Source organism: Cytobacillus sp. (assembly GCF_964223445.1).
Lineage (GTDB): Bacteria > Bacillota > Bacilli > Bacillales > Cytobacillaceae > Cytobacillus.
Window position 1 is genome coordinate 104,306 of the sequence record NZ_CAXQGS010000074.1, and the last position, 17,034, is coordinate 121,339.

Consider the following 17,034-nt stretch of genomic DNA (forward strand, 5'->3'; position numbering starts at 1 on the left):
TGGGAGGAATTAGAATGTTTGGGCGAACGTATTTTTGCGGGGAAGTAACGGAAAAAGCTATAGGAGAAAAAGTAAGCTTAAAAGGCTGGGTACAAAAGCGCCGGGATTTAGGCGGGCTGATCTTTGTGGATCTTCGTGACCGCACTGGCATTGTTCAGGTGGTATTCAATCCGGAAGTTTCCCCTGAAGCTCTTGCAGCAGCTGAAAAGATCCGCAATGAATTTGTTCTTGATATAGAGGGAGAAGTAATTGCGCGCGAAGAAGGCACCATCAATGAGAACTTGGAAACAGGGCGCATTGAGATTAAAGCAGAGAAAGTGACGATCATCAATGAAGCCAAAACACCTCCTTTTGTCATTGATGATAAAGCGGATGTTTCCGAAGATGTCCGCCTCAAATACCGCTATTTGGATTTGAGACGCCCTATTATGTTTGATACCTTTAAGATGCGTCATCAAGTAACAAAAGCGATGAGGGATTATCTGGACAGCGAAGGATTTCTTGATGTTGAAACACCGATCTTAACGAAGAGCACACCGGAAGGAGCCCGTGACTATTTAGTTCCAAGCCGTGTTCATCCGGGTGAATTCTACGCTCTTCCACAATCACCTCAAATCTTTAAGCAGTTATTAATGGTAGGCGGATTTGAACGCTATTACCAAATAGCACGATGCTTCCGTGATGAAGACCTGCGTGCAGATCGCCAGCCTGAATTTACTCAGGTCGACATCGAAATGAGTTTTATGAGCCAGGAGGAAATCATCGGCCTGATGGAAAACATGATGAAAAAGATCATGAAAGAAGTGAAGGGCCTGGATGTCCAGCTTCCATTCCCGCGCATGACCTATCAGGAAGCGATGGACCGTTTTGGATCTGATAAGCCGGATACACGCTTTGGGATGGAATTGACGGATTTATCGGAAATAGTAAAAGAGTCAAGCTTCAAAGTATTTGCCGGAGCAGTAGCTTCCGGGGGACAGGTTAAGGCTATTAATGTAAAAAATGGTGCAGGAAAGTATTCACGAAAAGATATTGATGCCCTAACAGAGTTTGCTGCTGTTTATGGTGCAAAAGGGCTTGCATGGTTAAAAGCGGAAGAAGACGGTTTAAAAGGTCCGATTGCCAAGTTTGTGACTGAGGATGAGCAAAAAGCATTCTATGCTTCTCTGTCAGTAGAACCAGGAGACTTGCTCCTCTTTGTGGCTGATAAGAAAAATGTTGTGGCAGATGCACTCGGCGCTCTGCGATTAAAGCTTGGAAAAGAGCTTGATCTGATTGATCAAAGCAAGTTTAACTTCCTTTGGGTTACAGACTGGCCGCTTCTGGAATACGATGAGGAAGAAGGCCGCTATTATGCAGCCCATCATCCTTTTACAATGCCTGCCAGAGAAGATTTAGATCTTCTTGATAAAGACCCTGCTCAAGTCCGTGCACAAGCATATGACCTTGTATTAAACGGCTACGAGCTTGGCGGCGGATCATTGCGTATTTTCGAAAGAGACGTTCAAGAGAAAATGTTCAGTGTGCTTGGCTTCTCAAAAGAGGAAGCTGTTGAACAGTTTGGATTCCTGCTTGAAGCATTTGAATATGGCACTCCTCCGCATGGCGGAATTGCCCTTGGATTAGACAGACTTGTAATGCTATTGGCTGGCAGAACGAATCTGAGGGATACGATTGCCTTCCCTAAAACAGCCAGTGCGAGCTGTGTGCTAACAGAAGCCCCTGGTGAAGTTAGCCAGTCCCAGCTTAATGATTTGCACTTAGCGCTTAATTTGAAAAAAAGTGAGTAATTTCCTATATAATGATTAAATGGTGAAAAAAACACATTTTTCAGAAAAATAAACTGGGAAGTAACTCCTGATTTTAAGGCAAGTTCTATAATTTCAAGGAAGAAAATGGATAAAAATGTTCAAATTAGCTCCATTTCATCAGCTTGAAAAAGAAGAAACCGTGTGATATGATCATATCAATAAATAAAGAGTCCTGATGTGTTCGTTGTAAAACCTGAAATTTTGACCAACATTATTCCTTCGGGAGTCCGGAGTTTTCCCGTAGCGTAAAAGCCTCATGGATGAGGACTTACAAACGCAGGAAACAGGACACCCACCTGCTGAGTGCGGGTTCAAAACGAGGGCATCAACAGCGACGGCACGATTGGGACTCTTTAGTACATACGATTGTAAAAATCCATGCTTGTGAGCATGGATTTTTTGTTGTCCTGTTCAATATGATCATACCCGGAGCTGAGCTATTGCTGAAATGTGATAAGGATTAAATATTTTAGTGCTGTTAACACTATTGGAGAGAAAGTTGCGGCTTAATTATTGCTTAAAATCTTAATGTCATTAATCCTATAGAACTACTTGCTTTAAAATTCAAGTATGATATATTCATTATCGGGTATAAGATAATACATGCTTTCTAAATAACATCTGATGGGGTTGATATATATATGCTTCACCAATTTTCCAGGAATGAATTGGCTATTGGCAAAGAAGGCCTTGAAAAAATGAAAAATAGTACCGTTGCAGTATTGGGCATAGGCGGAGTTGGTTCCTTTGCAGCGGAAGCATTGGCGCGTTCCGGTGTTGGCCGGCTTGTGCTGGTTGATAAAGACGATGTTGATATTACAAATGTAAACAGACAGGTTATCGCTTTATTATCTACTGTCGGGAAACCAAAGGTGGATTTAATGAAAGAAAGAATCAAGGATATCAATCCTGAATGTGAAGTAATTGCTTTAAAAATGTTTTATACGGAAGAAACCTATGAGCAATTCTTTGATTATGGTCTCGACTTTGTAGTTGATGCTTCCGATACGATTTCTTATAAAATTCATTTAATGAAGGAATGCTTGAACAGAGGGATTCCAATGATCTCAAGCATGGGTGCTGCAAATAAAATGGATCCGACCAGGTTCCAGATTGCTGATATTTTCAAAACTCATACTGACCCGATCGCTAAGGTTATCCGCACACGCCTGAGAAAAGAGGGAATCAGAAAAGGCGTTCCGGTTGTATTCTCGGATGAAAGCCCGATCGTTATCCGGGAGGATGTCCGCAAAACAGTAGGGAAAGATGATGCTGAAATCAGAAAGGCCAAAATGCCGCCATCTTCAAACGCATTTGTTCCTTCAGTTGCAGGTTTAATCATGGCCAGCTATGTAGTTAAAGAACTATTAAGCGATATTAAAATTACACGTGTAAATGACTGAAAAGAGACCGGCTGCATGCCGGTCTTTCGCATATAAAGTCCTGGAGTCTCTCCAATCAATGAACAGCTCTTTTCTCTTCTTTACATTCATGCTTCAGCAGCTGGTCGGCTTCTTTCAGAATGCTTGCCATTTCTTCATATTGCATAAGCTGATTTTTAAATTCCGCTTCTTTATCCTTCAACCTTCTAGTTAACTGCTCATTTTGAAGTTTTAAGTGCACTTGGTCTTCGTGCAGACGTTTATTTTCCCTCATTTGCTCTGAATCAGGCTGTGTTTTCGCAAAATTCCTTAAGAAGTTTATAACTTGAGCCAAATTGCAAGGGGGAACAGTGCCATGGGTTTGACTGTCTGCTTTATTGCTTAAGGTTTTTGGGGATCCATCATCTGCCCTTTTTGTTATGACCGTGTTCCAGCGGTATTGGCATGCTGAAACTGTACGGCCGAGTTCAGTACTTGCCTTCTTAAAAGCTGATGCTTTTGTATCCCCGTTTGAAGTGTATTCAAGCACTGTTTCTTCGAGTAATTGATCATCTTCCGGTTTCCATGAGTCTTTCCGTTCCTTCATTCTTTTAACCACCTTGGAAAATACGATTGTTAGGCTTATCGTCACCCTAAAAGATGAAAATATTCCATTCTCAGTTGTTGAAAGGTAAAATAACAAAGTGTAAGTCAAATAATAATCCCTACATTAAAGGCGTCTGCAAAGAGCTGGACTTTAATAGATGGGAGGAGGATACCTATATGGATACTCTTGTAGAAATACAGGACGTTACAAAAGTAATAAAAGGAAGAACGATTATTGATTCTGTCAGCTTTGAGGTGAAAAAGGGAGAGGTATTCGGTTTCCTTGGCCCAAACGGTGCAGGTAAGACCACCACTATTCGAATGCTGGTGGGCTTGATCGGCATTACTTCCGGAGACATTAAAATTCTTGGCAGCAGCATCAAAACCGATTTTGAAAAGGCGGTTTCCCATATTGGAGCCATTGTAGAAAATCCTGAGATGTATAAGTTTTTGTCAGGGTATCAAAATCTGGTCCATTATGCACGAATGTCAAAAGGTGTAACGAAAGAAAAAATTGATGAAACGGTTGAGCTTGTAGGATTGGCGGATCGGATTCATGATAAAGTCAGAACATACTCTCTTGGCATGAGGCAGAGGCTAGGTCTTGCACAGTGTCTTTTGCATGATCCCAAAATCCTCATTCTGGATGAACCTACGAATGGGCTTGATCCTGCAGGGATCAGGGAGATTCGGGATCACCTGAGGATGCTTGCGAGAGAAAGAGAAATGGCTGTCATTGTTTCCAGCCATTTACTATCTGAAATGGAAATGATGTGTGACAGAATCGGCATCATTCAAAACGGGAAACTGATTGATGTTCAGCACATCAGTGATTTTGTACAGGGGAAAGAAAAGGTTTATGAAGTAGAAGTGGATGATCCTGAAAAAGCAAATAGAATTTTACAGGGTGCACAGCCTGGTTTGCCTGTACAGCTCACAGAAAATAGCGTGATACTTCCGCTTGTCCGGGAAGACATACCTGAAATGATAAAAGCTTTTGTCGGAGAAGAAATGAAAATATTTGCAGTCCGTGAAGTGACCAAAACATTGGAAGACCGTTTTCTGGAAGTAACAGAGTACAAAGGGGGTGCAGGTGATGCTCGGACTGATTCAAAATGAATGGATGAAGATTTTTAGGCGGCCGGGTACATATGTCATGATCGGACTTCTTTTAATTATGACGACTGTTGCAGGCGCCTTTATAAAATATCAGGAAAGCGGGGGGACTGTCCCGGATAATACGGAATGGAAGAGAGGACTGCAGACCCAGAACGAAAGCTATCAAAAACAGCTTGAGGAGATGGGGGAAATGGCTCCCAGAGAAATGATGGAACAGTATCAGAGGGAGATTGCCATTAACGAATACAGAATTAAGAATGATATTTCACCGAATCAGGAATACTCGGTCTGGGGATTTGTTTCAGATACCTCTCAGCTGATTGAATTTGCCGGCCTGTTTACGATTATCATTGCCGGGGGAATCGTGGCGAGTGAGTTTACATGGGGAACCATCAAACTTCTTTTGATTAGGCCTATCAAAAGAGTTAAAATCCTGGGAGCAAAATATATTACAGTGATTTTATTCGGCCTGATGGTACTTGCCGTCCTTTTCGGATATTCAGCACTTCTTGGCGGAATCCTCTTTGGATTTCCTGAAAAAGCAATTCCTTATTTATATTATTACAATGGAACAGTGACAGAACAGAGCATGGGACTTCATCTGATAGCTTATTATGGCCTTAAATCCGTTAATATGCTTATGCTTGCAACCATGGCTTTTATGATTTCAGCTGTTTTCAGGAATAGCTCGCTGGCGATCGGACTTTCCCTGTTTCTGATGTTTATGGGAGGGCAGGTTACAAGGCTGATTGCAATGAAATATGACTGGGCCAGGTATAGCCTTTTTGCCAATACAGACCTTCTTCAATATTTTGAAGGAATGCCAATGGTTCACGGGATGACGATTGGATTTTCCATCATGATTATATTTATATACTTCCTCCTTTTCCAGGTGCTTGCATTTTATGTGTTTAATAAAAGGGATGTTTCAGCTTAAAAGCGCAAATAGCAAAAGGTCTGGCATTGTGCCGGACCTTTTGCTATTTAAGGAGTTTTTCATAGACAGATGCTAATGCCTGTTCGAATTTGCCTGTTTTCTTAGGCTGATAATACACCTTGTTTTTAATTCTGTCAGGCAAGTACTGCTGTTTGACCCAGCCTGTTTCATAATCGTGAGGATACAGATAGCCGATGCCTCTGCCAAGCTCCTTTGCTCCTTTGTAGTGGGCGTCCTTCAAGTGATCGGGCACTTCACCGCTTTTGCCTGCGCGGATATCCGCTATTGCGGAATCCAATGCTGTGTATGCTGAATTGGATTTTGGAGAAAGGCAGAGCTCAATGACCGCATTTGCAAGCGGAATCCTTGCTTCCGGGAATCCAATCCTTTCAGCTGTTTCGATGGCTGCAAGGGTTCTGGCTCCCGCTTGCGGCGATGCCAGTCCGATATCTTCATAGGCGATAACCAAAAGTCTTCTGCTTATGCTTTGCAGGTCGCCTGCTTCAATTAATCTTCCTAAATAGTGCAATGCTGCATTTACATCGCTTCCGCGGATGGACTTTTGAAAACCGGATAAGACATCGTAATGGGCATCTCCATCTTTATCGTGTGTGAAGCTTTTTCGCTGAATGCATTCTTCGGCAACAGACAAGTCAATCTTGATGATTCCTTCTTCATCTTCTCTTGTAGAAAGCACAGCCAGTTCCAATGCATTTAGCGAGCTTCTGACATCACCATTTGAAGCGGTGGCAAGATGCGTCAGCGCTTCATCAGTAACATTAGTTTGTTTATTGCCAAGACCTCGTTCCTTATCCAGCAATGCCCTTGTCAGTGCTTTTTTTATTTCATCAGCTGACAGCGGCTTTAGTTCGAAAATTTGGCACCTGCTTCTGATAGCCGGGTTAATTGCATGATAAGGATTGCTGGTTGTGGCGCCAATTAAAGTGATGCTGCCATTTTCCAGATAGGGCAGCAGGAAATCTTGTTTGCCTTTATCAAGTCTATGGACTTCATCGAGCAGCAGAATAACCTTTCCGGACATTTTGGCCTCTGCCGCTACCACTTCCATATCTTTTTTATTGTTGGTTACAGCATTTAAGGTACGGAAAGCGTATTTGGTGCTCCCTGCAATGGCACTTGCAATCGAAGTTTTGCCTATACCTGGGGGTCCGTACAGAATCATCGATGACAGTTGCTTAGCCTGCACCATGCGATAAATAATTTTTCCTTCTGAAACAAGATGCTCCTGGCCAATGATTTCATCAATCGTTCTCGGCCTCATCCGGAATGCAAGAGGTTTAATGTTCAAAGTTATCACTCCAGCCTTATGCAGGCAGACTTAGGCCCTGCCCATCACTTTTTAACAAAGTTTTCGCTTTCTATCTAAGATACCATAACATTTCCTGCAGTGAAATCAATTAGGCCACAGGCTGCTTTGTCCTAAGTTCAATCCCGGCCCGCTCCTTTTCCTCCTAAAATATGCTATAATGTCAAAAGTCTATAATATTACTAAGGATTTAATCTTCATATATTAATGCTGTTCTTGCAGGGAGCGTTGGGCACATGTTATTGAAAAATAAAGGGCAAATCGGTCCCAGGTTTATGGTGTATCTAACAGGGCTGCTTGTCATGAGCCTGGGTATTGTTTTGTTAATAGTAGCTGATATAGGGGCAACTCCCTGGGATGTTCTGCATGTTGGGCTGTACTACCAGCTTGGACTGACAATAGGCAGCTGGTCCATCATTGTCGGGATCTTCATATTAGCTGCTGCAGCACTGATTTCAAAGGAATTTCCACAGGCCGGTGCATTCTTGAATATGATACTGATTGGTCTGTTTATTGACGCATATTTGCTTTTGCCGTTTATGCAGACACCAAATGGGCTGGCGGGGAAAATAGCCATGTTCGGTTTTGGCATAGTTGTTTATTGCTATGGGATGGGGCTATATATTTCGGCGCAGCTCGGAGCCGGTCCGAGGGATAGCCTGATGATTGCATTGACAGCAAAAACCGGCTGGAAGGTTAGAAATGTGAGAGCCTTAATGGAAATTGCTGTGCTGACTGTTGGATGGCAGCTAGGAGGACCTGTTTTTTGGGGAACCATTGTGCTCAGTTTGGCAGTCGGGCCGATTGTCGGAGCAGCTTTGCCGCAGTGCCAGGCTTTAACTGACCGATTTTTGGCAAAGCTTAAAGAAAAGGATGTTTATGCGAATCAAATGCTTAAAGAAAAGGATAGAGGTGCAAGCTGATGAAAATATCTACTAAAGGCCGTTATGGTTTAACTATAATGATTGAATTAGCTAAAAAGCATGGGGAAGGTCCTACATCGTTAAAGTCGATTGCCCAGACGAATGATCTGTCTGAGCACTATCTGGAGCAGCTTATAGCTCCCCTACGGAATGCCGGTCTTGTAAAAAGCATCCGAGGTGCATACGGTGGATATATATTAGGGAAAGAACCGACAAAAATTACTGCCGGTGATATTATCAGAGTGCTTGAAGGGCCGATCAGCCCGGTGGAAGGCATTGAAGATGAAGAGCCTGCAAAGAGAGAACTGTGGATGCGCATTCGTGATGCCGTGAAAGATGTGCTTGATAATACAACACTCGAAGACCTTGCCAGCCATACTGATACTGGCGAATCGGATGCTTATATGTTTTATATTTAGTCCTTTATCAGGGGATAATTCATATGTAAAAAAGCAAACAGCAGGATGAAATGAAGTAGGTGAAATAGATTGGAAAGAATATACCTTGACCATGCGGCAACTGCGCCAATGCATCCGGAAGTGATTGAACGGATGACTGAAATCATGAAATCTGAATTTGGAAATCCTTCCAGCATTCATTATTTCGGGCGGAGTGCACGCCATATTGTCGATGAAGCGAGATCTGCTTTAGCAAACAGTATTGGTGCAAAAGCCAATGACATTATTTTTACAAGCGGGGGAACAGAAGCTGATAATCATGCGATTTTTGGAACAGCTGAATCCTCCCGCCATAGGGGCAAACACATCATCACAACCCAAATTGAACATCATGCGGTTTTGCATGCATGTGAAGAACTTGAAAAACAGGGCTTTGAGGTAACGTATTTGCCTGTTGATCCAAATGGCCGTGTTTCGGTAAAGGATGTAGAAGCTGCTTTGCGGGAGGATACCATTCTTGTAACCATCATGTACGGAAATAATGAAATAGGAACCCTTCAGCCGATTAAGGAAATAGGCGAGTTATTGGCGGAGCATCCTGCTAAATTCCATACTGATGCTGTTCAGGCTTACGGCCTTGAAAAAATTGATGTACAGGAATTGAAAGTGGATTTGCTTTCCGTCTCCGCCCATAAAATTAATGGGCCAAAAGGGATCGGCTTTTTATACGCTCATCCTGATGTGAAACTTTCTTCCCGGCTTTTTGGCGGTGAACAAGAAAGGAAGCGCAGGGCGGGAACTGAAAATGTTCCATCTATTGCAGGCTTCCAGGAGGCAGTTCGGATCACTCAGAAGGAGATGGAAACTAAGCGGGAGGAGCTGCATTCTTTTAAGATGCTGTTCATGAATAAACTGGAGCAGGAAGATGCTGTTTTTGAACTGAACGGATCACTTGATTATTCCCTGCCTCATGTTTTAAACTTAAGCTTTCCCGGAACTAATGTTGAAGCCATGCTGGTTAATCTTGATTTGGCTGGAATAGCAGCATCAAGCGGGTCGGCCTGTACTGCAGGCTCCATCGATCCATCCCACGTCCTTGTCAGCATGTTTGGAAAAGGATCAGACAAACTGCAAAATTCCATCCGTTTCAGCTTCGGCCTCTTTAATACAAAGGACCAAGCTGAACGAGCTGCAGAACATACAGCCAAAATCGTGAAGCGGCTGGCTAAATAGATAGGATATTAAAAAAAATGCAAGTCTAAGCGTTTAGAATTGAGGTGAAATAGAGATGAAAAAAGATCCAAAGGATACCCGGGTAGTGGTTGGAATGTCCGGAGGCGTTGATTCTTCTGTTGCTGCCCTGCTTCTGAAGGAACAGGGGTACGATGTGATCGGGATTTTTATGAAAAACTGGGATGATACCGACGAGAACGGTGTTTGTACTGCCACAGAGGATTACAATGATGTCATCCGGGTATGCAACCAAATCGGAATTCCTTATTATGCAGTCAACTTTGAAAAGCAATATTGGGATAAGGTGTTTACCTACTTCCTTGAAGAATACAAGGCAGGAAGAACACCCAATCCTGATGTTATGTGCAATAAGGAAATTAAATTTAAGGCTTTTCTTGAACACGCTATGAGCCTTGGCGCAGACTACCTGGCTACTGGCCACTATGCACGCGTGGAGTTCAGGGATGGCGAATACAGAATGCTAAGAGGCCTTGATGATAATAAGGATCAAACGTATTTCCTGAATCAGTTAACACAGGATCAGCTCGAAAAAGTTATGTTTCCAATTGGCGACATTGAAAAATCAAAAGTGCGTGAACTGGCAAAGGAAGCCGGTTTGGCAACTGCAGCAAAGAAAGACAGCACGGGCATCTGCTTTATAGGTGAGCGTAACTTCAAGGAGTTCCTTGGGAATTACCTTCCAGCTCAGCCTGGGAACATGGAAACTATGGACGGAAAGGTTGTCGGCAAGCATGATGGCCTGATGTATTATACCATTGGGCAGCGACATGGACTGGGCATTGGCGGTGCAGGTGAACCATGGTTTGCAATTGGCAAAGACCTGAAGCGGAATGTCTTGTATGTTGGACAAGGCTTCCACAATGAAATGCTCTATTCAGACTCCATTATTGCTGTTAATGCCAGCTGGGTTTCCCATACAGAAGAGCCGCAGGAATTTGAATGTACGGCAAAGTTCAGATACCGCCAGGCTGATAGCAGAGTAAAGGTTCAGATTCTTGGAGATGGAAAAGTACAAGTTATTTTTGACGAGCCAATCCGAGCTGTTACCCCGGGGCAGGCAGTTGTTTTTTATAATGGAGACGAGTGTCTTGGCGGCGGAACAATTGATAAAATATTCAAAGATGGCAAACAGCTGGATTATGTGGGTTAAGAAAAGACGGGGCCCCGATTCTTACATAGAATCGGGGTTTTATTATGGGAATAGCTGTCAGCAGAAATGGAAAATTCAAATATGCTATACTTTGATTTGAATGGAGTGATGAATAATGGATAAGAACCAAATGGGTATTCAATATATGCAAGAAGGAAAATGGGAAGAAGCAGCGAAGGTTTTTATGGAAGCAATTGAAGAAAATCCCTCTGATCCTGTTTCCTATATTAATTTTGGAAATGTGCTATCAGCTGTAGGTGAAAACGAAAAAGCGCTGAAGCTTTATGAAAAAGCAATAGGGCTTGATGAAAACGCGGGTGCTGCTTATTATAGTGCGGGAACCTTATATTATGAATTGCAGCAGTTTGACGAAGCAAAAAAGATGTTTGAAACAGCTTTGAGAAAAGGCCTGGAAACCGGAGATAACTTCTTTATGCTTGGCATGTCCCTAACAGCCCTTGACCAGGGTAAACTGGCTTTGCCTTATTTGCAGCGCAGTGCGGAACTGAATGAAAATGATGCCGAAGCACATTTTCAATACGGATTATGTCTGGCGCAGCTGGATTATATTGATGAAGCAATCCAGCAGATGAAAAAGTGCATTGAAATTGAACCGGAGCATGCAGATGCCTATTACAACCTTGGAGTAGCTTATGGATTTAAAGAACAGGAAAACGAAGCACTCTCCTATTTTAATAGGGCACTGGAAATTCAGCCGGACCATATGCTTGCCGGGTATGGAAAAAAGCTGATCGAAAAAGGCGGCAGTGACTTGAGCTAAAAGTTGTATTATGGGGAGGGATAAGGAAATGGAGAAACAGGATTCCATGGATCTTTTCGCCGAACAGGGAAAGTTCATAAAAGGCAGACATCTTGTCACTATCTTTCATAATGAGCAAAACTTATATACGGTTGTACGCATTCGGGTTGATGAAACGAATGACTCATATGATGAAAAAGAAGCGGTCATTACAGGCTATCTGCCAAAGATGCATGAACATGAAACTTATATTTTCTACGGTGAATTCAAGGATCACCCTAAGTTCGGCGTCCAATTCCATGCAAGCCATTACAGGAAAGATCTTCCCCAGACCAAACAGGGTGTAGCCAATTATTTATCAAGCGAATTATTTAAAGGGATTGGAAAGAAAACCGCCGAGCAAATCGTTGAGACACTTGGAGAAGATGCGATTACACGCATTCTAAATCAGCCGTCTCTTCTCGATAAGGTCCCAAAACTGTCACCTGAAAAAGCAAAATTGCTTTACGACACGCTTATGGAACATCAGGGCCTTGAGCAAGCCATGATTGCACTAAACCAATATGGTTTTGGCCCGCAGCTTTCCATGAGAATTTATCAAGTGTATAAAGAAATGACGATTGAAGTCGTCCAAAGCAATCCTTATAGGCTGGTTGAGGATATAGAAGGAGTCGGCTTTGGCCGTGCAGATGAACTGGGATATCAAATCGGCATTTCAGGTAATCATCCTGATCGGATTAAAGCAGCCTGCCTCTACATACTTGAAATGGAAAGCATGCAGGCAGGCCATGTTTATATTGAAGCAAAACCTCTTCTGCAAAGTGTGAAAAAGCTTTTAGAAGAAAACAAGCGTGATACCATTGAATACAGGGATATTTCCAATGAACTGATTAAGCTTGAAGAGGAAGGGAAGATCATGGCTGAAGGCCAAAAGATATACCTTCCATCCCTATATTTTTCTGAAAAGGGACTTGTAACAAACATTAAACGGATCCTTAAGCAAACACAGTATGATGAACAGTTCCCGGAGTCGGAATTTCTTTTGGCCCTTGGCAATCTGGAGGAACGTTTGGGTGTTCAGTATGCCCCAACCCAAAAGGAAGCCATTCAAACAGCTCTTATGTCTCCTATGCTGATACTGACTGGCGGCCCGGGTACCGGAAAAACAACTGTTATAAAGGGAATTGTTGAATTATATGCCGAGCTGCATGGCTGCTCTCTTGAACCGAAAGACTATAAAAAGGAAGAGCCTTTTCCCTTCCTGCTGGCCGCGCCTACAGGAAGGGCTGCAAAACGGATGGCCGAGTCAACAGGGCTGCCCGCTGTAACCATTCACCGACTGCTTGGCTGGAATGGGACTGAAGGGTTTGACAGGCACGAAGAGAGCCCATTGGAAGGCAGGATTTTAATTGTTGATGAGACATCAATGGTTGATGTTTGGCTTGCTAATCAGCTTTTCAAGGCTCTCCCTGATAATATGCAGGTGATCCTTGTGGGGGACGAAGATCAGCTGCCTTCAGTGGGTCCAGGGCAGGTTTTGAAAGATCTTTTGCGTTCAGAATGTATTCCTACCGTTCGTTTAACAGATATTTACAGACAGGCTGAAGGATCCTCAATCATTGAATTGGCTCATGAAATGAAAAAAGGCAAACTTCCGGCGAACATTTCTGCACAGCAGACAGATCGTTCCTTTATCAAATGCCAGCCGGGCCAAATTGCGGATGTTGTTGAAAAGGTTGTGCTGAATGCCAAGAAGAAAGGTTATTCTTCAAAAGATATTCAGGTGCTTGCCCCTATGTACCGCGGACCTGCAGGCATTGACAGGCTAAACGAAATATTGCAGGAAATACTAAATCCAAATCCTGATGGAACGAGAAAAGAGCTGTCCTTCGGTGATGTGAAATACAGAATCGGTGATAAAGTCCTTCAGCTTGTCAATCAGCCTGAGAATAATGTGTTTAATGGGGATATGGGTGAGATTGTTTCCATTTTTTACGCAAAGGAAAATACGGAAAAACAGGATATGATTGTCGTATCCTTCGATGGTGCAGAAGCTACATACACAAGGCAGGATCTTAATCAGATCACACATGCCTACTGCTGTTCAGTTCATAAATCCCAGGGAAGTGAATTCCCTATTGTCATTTTGCCTGTTGTTAAAAGCTATTACAGGATGCTTAGAAGGAATCTTCTTTATACCGCCATTACCCGCAGCAGACAATTTTTAATACTTTGCGGTGAAGAAGATGCGTTGAAAATTGGTGTGGAACGTGCGGATGAACAGGCCCGGCTGACAACTCTCTCAGAAAAGCTTAGAGATGCAATCCCAATAAATGGAGAAACAATGCTGGAAGAGACATCTGAATCGTCTCTGCCGGTAACCCTAACCCTCGAGGAAAAGCTTCTTCACTCCGATCCCATGATTGGAATGGGAAATATAACACCGTATGATTTTATGGAAAAAGAATATAGCTAAAAAGAACAGTCTAAATAACAGACTGTTCTTTTTGTATACCATCAGATTTCGAAGGGGGATTTTCATGGGAAAGTGGAATGAAGAAGCTGCACCAAACAACAATATGGCTTCAGAAGAGCTGGCAGCCTCCAATCTAACCTCCGGCGCTGACCTGGTTAAAGGGGATACTAAGAAAGATTCAGCCAAAGGGGAATTAAATAATCCTGGCAATAGAAGTACTGTGTAGTCGTTTGATTATAAATTTATTTATAGGAGCAGTGAACATGAATAATAAAAGCAGAAGCTCTCTTCTCAATCTCCATGGTGTGAAACGGCGTAAAAAGCCGCAGAAGCCGGATTATGAATTTTCAGAGGAACTTTCGGATGGTGGAGAGCGTAATGAGCGCTTTAATAAGCCGAGATATACTGGCAAGTAAAAGGGAGAGAAAATATTTTTTGGCTCCCATGGCAAAGGTTTTTCGTCATGTTTTTTAAGGGACAGTGAAAACTAAAAATGTTCGGGAAGGCGGGATTCTCTTTGCGGACATTTTCTTTATTAAAAGGTTTGCCGGTTTTTGAATTGAAAACCGGCAATAAAGCAGGCGATATTTGTGATTTATCCATTTCAGGCAATGGTAAAGTACAGGGATTACTGCTGCGAAAGGGCGCTCTTCTGAAAAAGACATATATCATCAATATTGAGGACGTGGCATCTTTTGGCTGGGATGGAGTAATGATTGAAGATTCCTCTGTTCTGCAAGCAATTCCAAAACATGAGGATTATACATGTGAGACCCATAACCGGTTAACTGGCAAAATGATTATGAGCCAGGAAGGTGAACGGCTGGGCTTACTTGAGGATGTATACTTCAGGGAAGAATTGGGCACGATTGTAGGGTACGAACTGTCGGATGGCTTCTTTTCAGATGTGCTGGAAGGAAAACGTGTCATAAAAACCGATGACCCGCCTGCAATTGGAAAAGACGCCATAATTGTAAATGTAAAATAGTGAGGTGTCTTTTCCGTGCTGAAATGTCCAAATTGCCAGAGCAAAGATATTGGAAAAATTGGAATTAGCCAATTTTACTGCTGGAATTGCTTTATAGAACTTTCATTGTCCAAAGGGATCATTAACACCCATCAAGTAGAGGAAGATGGTACGCTTAGCTCCCTTGATGATTTATTTGAAGAAGATGAGCGCCGGTTTCTTTCGTAATTATGGACGAAAGAGGTGAGCCAGTTTGAACAAAATATTAACCTCTGCAATGATGCTTGGGGCAGGTATGGCTGCTTATAATTACGCGCAAAAGAATAATATGATATCAGGCCGAAAAATGAAACGCATGCAAAAAAGAATAACGAAAGCTTTGTTCTAAAAATAATTTTGGGGCTGGTTCTTGAAAAGGGGCCAGCTTTTTTGTGGAATGAATGCTTGAGCTCCTTTCCCATGAAAAGGCATTCGCGCTTATCTTATTACGTACAATGCATAAATCCCCACGAAGCAATCACAATAAAAACAAGGAGGCGGTCCATATTGAATATTCAAATGAAATGGTACTACCGGCTTGGATTTCTGCTTCTCTTGTTTATTGTGATTTTAGTCTTCCTAAAGCTTCAGGCATTATGGATGCCTGTTCTGGAGATATTATTAGCAGTATTCATTCCTTTTGTCATTGGAGCCTTTATTACATATCTCCTTCACCCGATTGTGGAAAAATTGAATGAAACGGGCCTTCATAGGGGTCTTGCCGTTTTTATTATTTATTTTTTATTTTTCGGGGGGATCGGACTAGCTTTATATAAAGGGATTCCGGCTTTTATTCATCAATTGCGTGATCTTTCAGAAAATGCTCCTCAATTTGCCAATCAATACCGGGAATGGATCGACCTTATTCAGAGTAAAACATCAACATGGCCTGATGGCCTGCAAACCAGGATAGATGAAGTCATTGCAGCGGTTGAGAACCGGTTAAATAATCTTTTAACGAAGGTAATCACATTTTTTCTTAATGTATTGAATTATGCGGTGATTATCGCTGTAATTCCCTTCATTTCTTTTTATCTCCTTAAAGATTTTTCGATTATGAAAAAGGCTGCCTGGTATTTGACTCCAAGGAAATGGAGAAAGGAAGGCGTTTTATTCTTAAGGGATGTAGATAAGTCCCTGGGAAGCTATATTAGAGGCCAGCTTCTGGTATGTGCAGCCATCGGGGCCATATCCTCACTGCTTTTCTGGATCTTTGATATGCGCTATCCTCTTTTACTTGGCACTATAATTGGAGTTACAAATGTAATCCCTTATTTTGGCCCAATTATAGGAGCGGTCCCGGCTGTAATCATTGCCTCTGCTTTATCAGTCAAGATGATTGTGATTACAATTGGCATCATTATAGTTCTTCAGTTTCTGGAGGGGAATGTTCTTTCACCCCTGATTGTTGGAAAAAGCCTTCATATGCATCCGCTTCTCATTATGCTGGCCTTATTGGCTGGCGGGGAAGCGGCAGGGATACTGGGCTTAATCATTGCAGTTCCGATTTTAGCTGTCATTAAAGTAAGCATTATACATGCGAAAAAACACTTTACAAAAAATAAACAGCCAAAAATCACGGGAACTCCATCATGATGTTGACAACAATAAAGATAAATCGCTATAATTCCTCTATAAAGCTATATTAAACATGTTGACGGAATAAGTATGTTATAGGCCATCTGCGTGAAATGCTGGTATTGCATTCATAAAAGAGAGGGAGTTCCCAGGCTGAAAGAACTCCCAGATGAAGGATAACAGAAAGCTAATCCCGAGTGTGCAGCTAATCACTGCCGTTTATCCGCGTTATGGATCTGAGAGATGGGAGATTAATTAATGCTGGATAAAGGTCTGGTCATTGTTTTAACCTTCCATAATCAGGGTGGTACCGCGAGCAAGTTCTCGT

At 42.4% G+C, this 17,034-nt stretch carries 18 protein-coding genes and 1 other RNA gene; 17 read left to right on the plus strand and 2 right to left on the minus strand.

The annotated features are described in order from the left end of the window. Window positions 1-14: 14 nt before the first annotated feature. The 3 genes from aspS to ACEQ1T_RS14120 all read left to right on the plus strand — a co-directional run bounded on the left by aspS (window position 15) and on the right by ACEQ1T_RS14120 (window position 3,214). A complete protein-coding gene (gene aspS / locus ACEQ1T_RS14110; RefSeq protein WP_258757285.1) occupies window positions 15-1,790 on the plus strand; it encodes an aspartate--tRNA ligase in 1,776 nt (591 codons plus the stop codon). 187 nt (window positions 1,791-1,977) lie between these two features. Next, window positions 1,978-2,165, plus strand: a non-coding RNA gene (gene ssrS / locus ACEQ1T_RS14115) — 6S RNA. Window positions 2,166-2,452: 287 nt separating this feature from the next. Beyond that, window positions 2,453-3,214, plus strand: a complete 762-nt coding sequence (locus ACEQ1T_RS14120; RefSeq protein WP_206838888.1) for a ThiF family adenylyltransferase — start codon at window positions 2,453-2,455, stop codon at window positions 3,212-3,214. A 55-nt stretch (window positions 3,215-3,269) separates the two neighbouring features. Here ACEQ1T_RS14120 and ACEQ1T_RS14125 read toward each other — a convergent pair whose 3' ends face one another. Further along, window positions 3,270-3,779 (minus strand): hypothetical protein, encoded by a 510-nt coding sequence (locus ACEQ1T_RS14125; protein ID WP_370223432.1) that lies wholly within the window; start codon window positions 3,777-3,779, stop codon window positions 3,270-3,272. 176 nt (window positions 3,780-3,955) lie between these two features. On the opposite strand from ACEQ1T_RS14125, the gene ACEQ1T_RS14130 reads away from it, so the two are divergent. Both ACEQ1T_RS14130 and ACEQ1T_RS14135 read left to right on the plus strand, forming a co-directional pair. After that, on the plus strand, window positions 3,956-4,897 hold the full coding sequence (locus ACEQ1T_RS14130; RefSeq protein ID WP_370223433.1) for an ABC transporter ATP-binding protein: 942 nt from the start codon (window positions 3,956-3,958) through the stop codon (window positions 4,895-4,897). Beyond that, window positions 4,875-5,834, plus strand: coding sequence for an ABC transporter permease (locus ACEQ1T_RS14135; RefSeq protein WP_370223434.1), 960 nt, complete (start codon window positions 4,875-4,877; stop codon window positions 5,832-5,834). The genes ACEQ1T_RS14130 and ACEQ1T_RS14135 overlap by 23 nt, the downstream gene beginning before the upstream one ends. Window positions 5,835-5,877: 43 nt before the next feature. Here ACEQ1T_RS14135 and ACEQ1T_RS14140 read toward each other — a convergent pair whose 3' ends face one another. Next, on the minus strand, window positions 5,878-7,143 hold the full coding sequence (locus ACEQ1T_RS14140; protein WP_370223435.1) for a replication-associated recombination protein A: 1,266 nt from the start codon (window positions 7,141-7,143) through the stop codon (window positions 5,878-5,880). 254 nt (window positions 7,144-7,397) lie between these two features. Here ACEQ1T_RS14140 and ACEQ1T_RS14145 point away from each other — a divergent pair, with 254 nt between their 5' ends. The 12 genes from ACEQ1T_RS14145 to ACEQ1T_RS14200 all read left to right on the plus strand — a co-directional run bounded on the left by ACEQ1T_RS14145 (window position 7,398) and on the right by ACEQ1T_RS14200 (window position 16,724). Beyond that, window positions 7,398-8,084, plus strand: a complete 687-nt coding sequence (locus ACEQ1T_RS14145; RefSeq protein ID WP_370223436.1) for a YitT family protein — start codon at window positions 7,398-7,400, stop codon at window positions 8,082-8,084. Next, window positions 8,084-8,503 carry a cysteine metabolism transcriptional regulator CymR gene (gene cymR / locus ACEQ1T_RS14150; RefSeq protein ID WP_009333072.1) on the plus strand — a complete coding sequence of 140 codons (420 nt, stop codon included), beginning with the start codon at window positions 8,084-8,086 and terminating at the stop codon, window positions 8,501-8,503. Before ACEQ1T_RS14145 ends, cymR begins: the two co-directional genes overlap by 1 nt. Window positions 8,504-8,572: 69 nt before the next feature. Beyond that, window positions 8,573-9,715, plus strand: a complete 1,143-nt coding sequence (locus ACEQ1T_RS14155) for a cysteine desulfurase family protein (RefSeq protein WP_370223437.1) — start codon at window positions 8,573-8,575, stop codon at window positions 9,713-9,715. A gap of 55 nt (window positions 9,716-9,770) precedes the next feature. Then, window positions 9,771-10,886 carry a tRNA 2-thiouridine(34) synthase MnmA gene (gene mnmA, locus ACEQ1T_RS14160; RefSeq protein WP_206838881.1) on the plus strand — a complete coding sequence of 372 codons (1,116 nt, stop codon included), beginning with the start codon at window positions 9,771-9,773 and terminating at the stop codon, window positions 10,884-10,886. 115 nt (window positions 10,887-11,001) lie between these two features. Next, entirely contained in the window at window positions 11,002-11,667 is a 666-nt protein-coding gene (locus ACEQ1T_RS14165) for a tetratricopeptide repeat protein (protein ID WP_206838880.1), read from the plus strand. A gap of 28 nt (window positions 11,668-11,695) precedes the next feature. Next, entirely contained in the window at window positions 11,696-14,122 is a 2,427-nt protein-coding gene (locus ACEQ1T_RS14170; protein ID WP_370223439.1) for an ATP-dependent RecD-like DNA helicase, read from the plus strand. 64 nt (window positions 14,123-14,186) lie between these two features. Further along, a complete protein-coding gene (locus ACEQ1T_RS14175) occupies window positions 14,187-14,348 on the plus strand; it encodes a hypothetical protein (protein ID WP_370223440.1) in 162 nt (53 codons plus the stop codon). 37 nt (window positions 14,349-14,385) lie between these two features. Further along, complete coding sequence (locus ACEQ1T_RS14180) at window positions 14,386-14,538, plus strand: hypothetical protein (protein ID WP_206838878.1); 153 nt, start codon at window positions 14,386-14,388, stop codon at window positions 14,536-14,538. A 101-nt stretch (window positions 14,539-14,639) separates the two neighbouring features. Next, window positions 14,640-15,110 carry a PRC-barrel domain-containing protein gene (locus tag ACEQ1T_RS14185; protein WP_206838876.1) on the plus strand — a complete coding sequence of 157 codons (471 nt, stop codon included), beginning with the start codon at window positions 14,640-14,642 and terminating at the stop codon, window positions 15,108-15,110. Window positions 15,111-15,125: 15 nt separating this feature from the next. After that, window positions 15,126-15,317, plus strand: coding sequence for a hypothetical protein (locus ACEQ1T_RS14190; protein ID WP_206838875.1), 192 nt, complete (start codon window positions 15,126-15,128; stop codon window positions 15,315-15,317). Window positions 15,318-15,342: 25 nt separating this feature from the next. Beyond that, the gene (locus ACEQ1T_RS14195) at window positions 15,343-15,477 is read left to right on the plus strand and encodes a YrzQ family protein (protein WP_206838874.1); all 135 of its coding nucleotides are present in this window, start codon (window positions 15,343-15,345) and stop codon (window positions 15,475-15,477) included. A gap of 158 nt (window positions 15,478-15,635) precedes the next feature. After that, window positions 15,636-16,724 (plus strand): AI-2E family transporter, encoded by a 1,089-nt coding sequence (locus tag ACEQ1T_RS14200; protein ID WP_206838873.1) that lies wholly within the window; start codon window positions 15,636-15,638, stop codon window positions 16,722-16,724. Window positions 16,725-17,034: the final 310 nt, after the last annotated feature.

Excerpts from the sequence above, each read along its gene's own strand:
- aspS (WP_258757285.1), top strand. The coding sequence starts at position 15 with ATGTTTGGGCGAACGTATTTTTGCGGGGAAGTAACGGAAAAAGCTATA.
- ACEQ1T_RS14120 (WP_206838888.1), top strand. The coding sequence starts at position 2,453 with ATGCTTCACCAATTTTCCAGGAATGAATTGGCTATTGGCAAAGAAGGC.
- ACEQ1T_RS14125 (WP_370223432.1), bottom strand. The coding sequence starts at position 3,779 with ATGAAGGAACGGAAAGACTCATGGAAACCGGAAGATGATCAATTACTC.
- ACEQ1T_RS14130 (WP_370223433.1), top strand. The coding sequence starts at position 3,956 with ATGGATACTCTTGTAGAAATACAGGACGTTACAAAAGTAATAAAAGGA.
- ACEQ1T_RS14135 (WP_370223434.1), top strand. The coding sequence starts at position 4,875 with ATGCTCGGACTGATTCAAAATGAATGGATGAAGATTTTTAGGCGGCCG.
- ACEQ1T_RS14145 (WP_370223436.1), top strand. The coding sequence starts at position 7,398 with ATGTTATTGAAAAATAAAGGGCAAATCGGTCCCAGGTTTATGGTGTAT.
- cymR (WP_009333072.1), top strand. The coding sequence starts at position 8,084 with ATGAAAATATCTACTAAAGGCCGTTATGGTTTAACTATAATGATTGAA.
- mnmA (WP_206838881.1), top strand. The coding sequence starts at position 9,771 with ATGAAAAAAGATCCAAAGGATACCCGGGTAGTGGTTGGAATGTCCGGA.
- ACEQ1T_RS14165 (WP_206838880.1), top strand. The coding sequence starts at position 11,002 with ATGGATAAGAACCAAATGGGTATTCAATATATGCAAGAAGGAAAATGG.
- ACEQ1T_RS14170 (WP_370223439.1), top strand. The coding sequence starts at position 11,696 with ATGGAGAAACAGGATTCCATGGATCTTTTCGCCGAACAGGGAAAGTTC.
- ACEQ1T_RS14175 (WP_370223440.1), top strand. The coding sequence starts at position 14,187 with ATGGGAAAGTGGAATGAAGAAGCTGCACCAAACAACAATATGGCTTCA.
- ACEQ1T_RS14180 (WP_206838878.1), top strand. The coding sequence starts at position 14,386 with ATGAATAATAAAAGCAGAAGCTCTCTTCTCAATCTCCATGGTGTGAAA.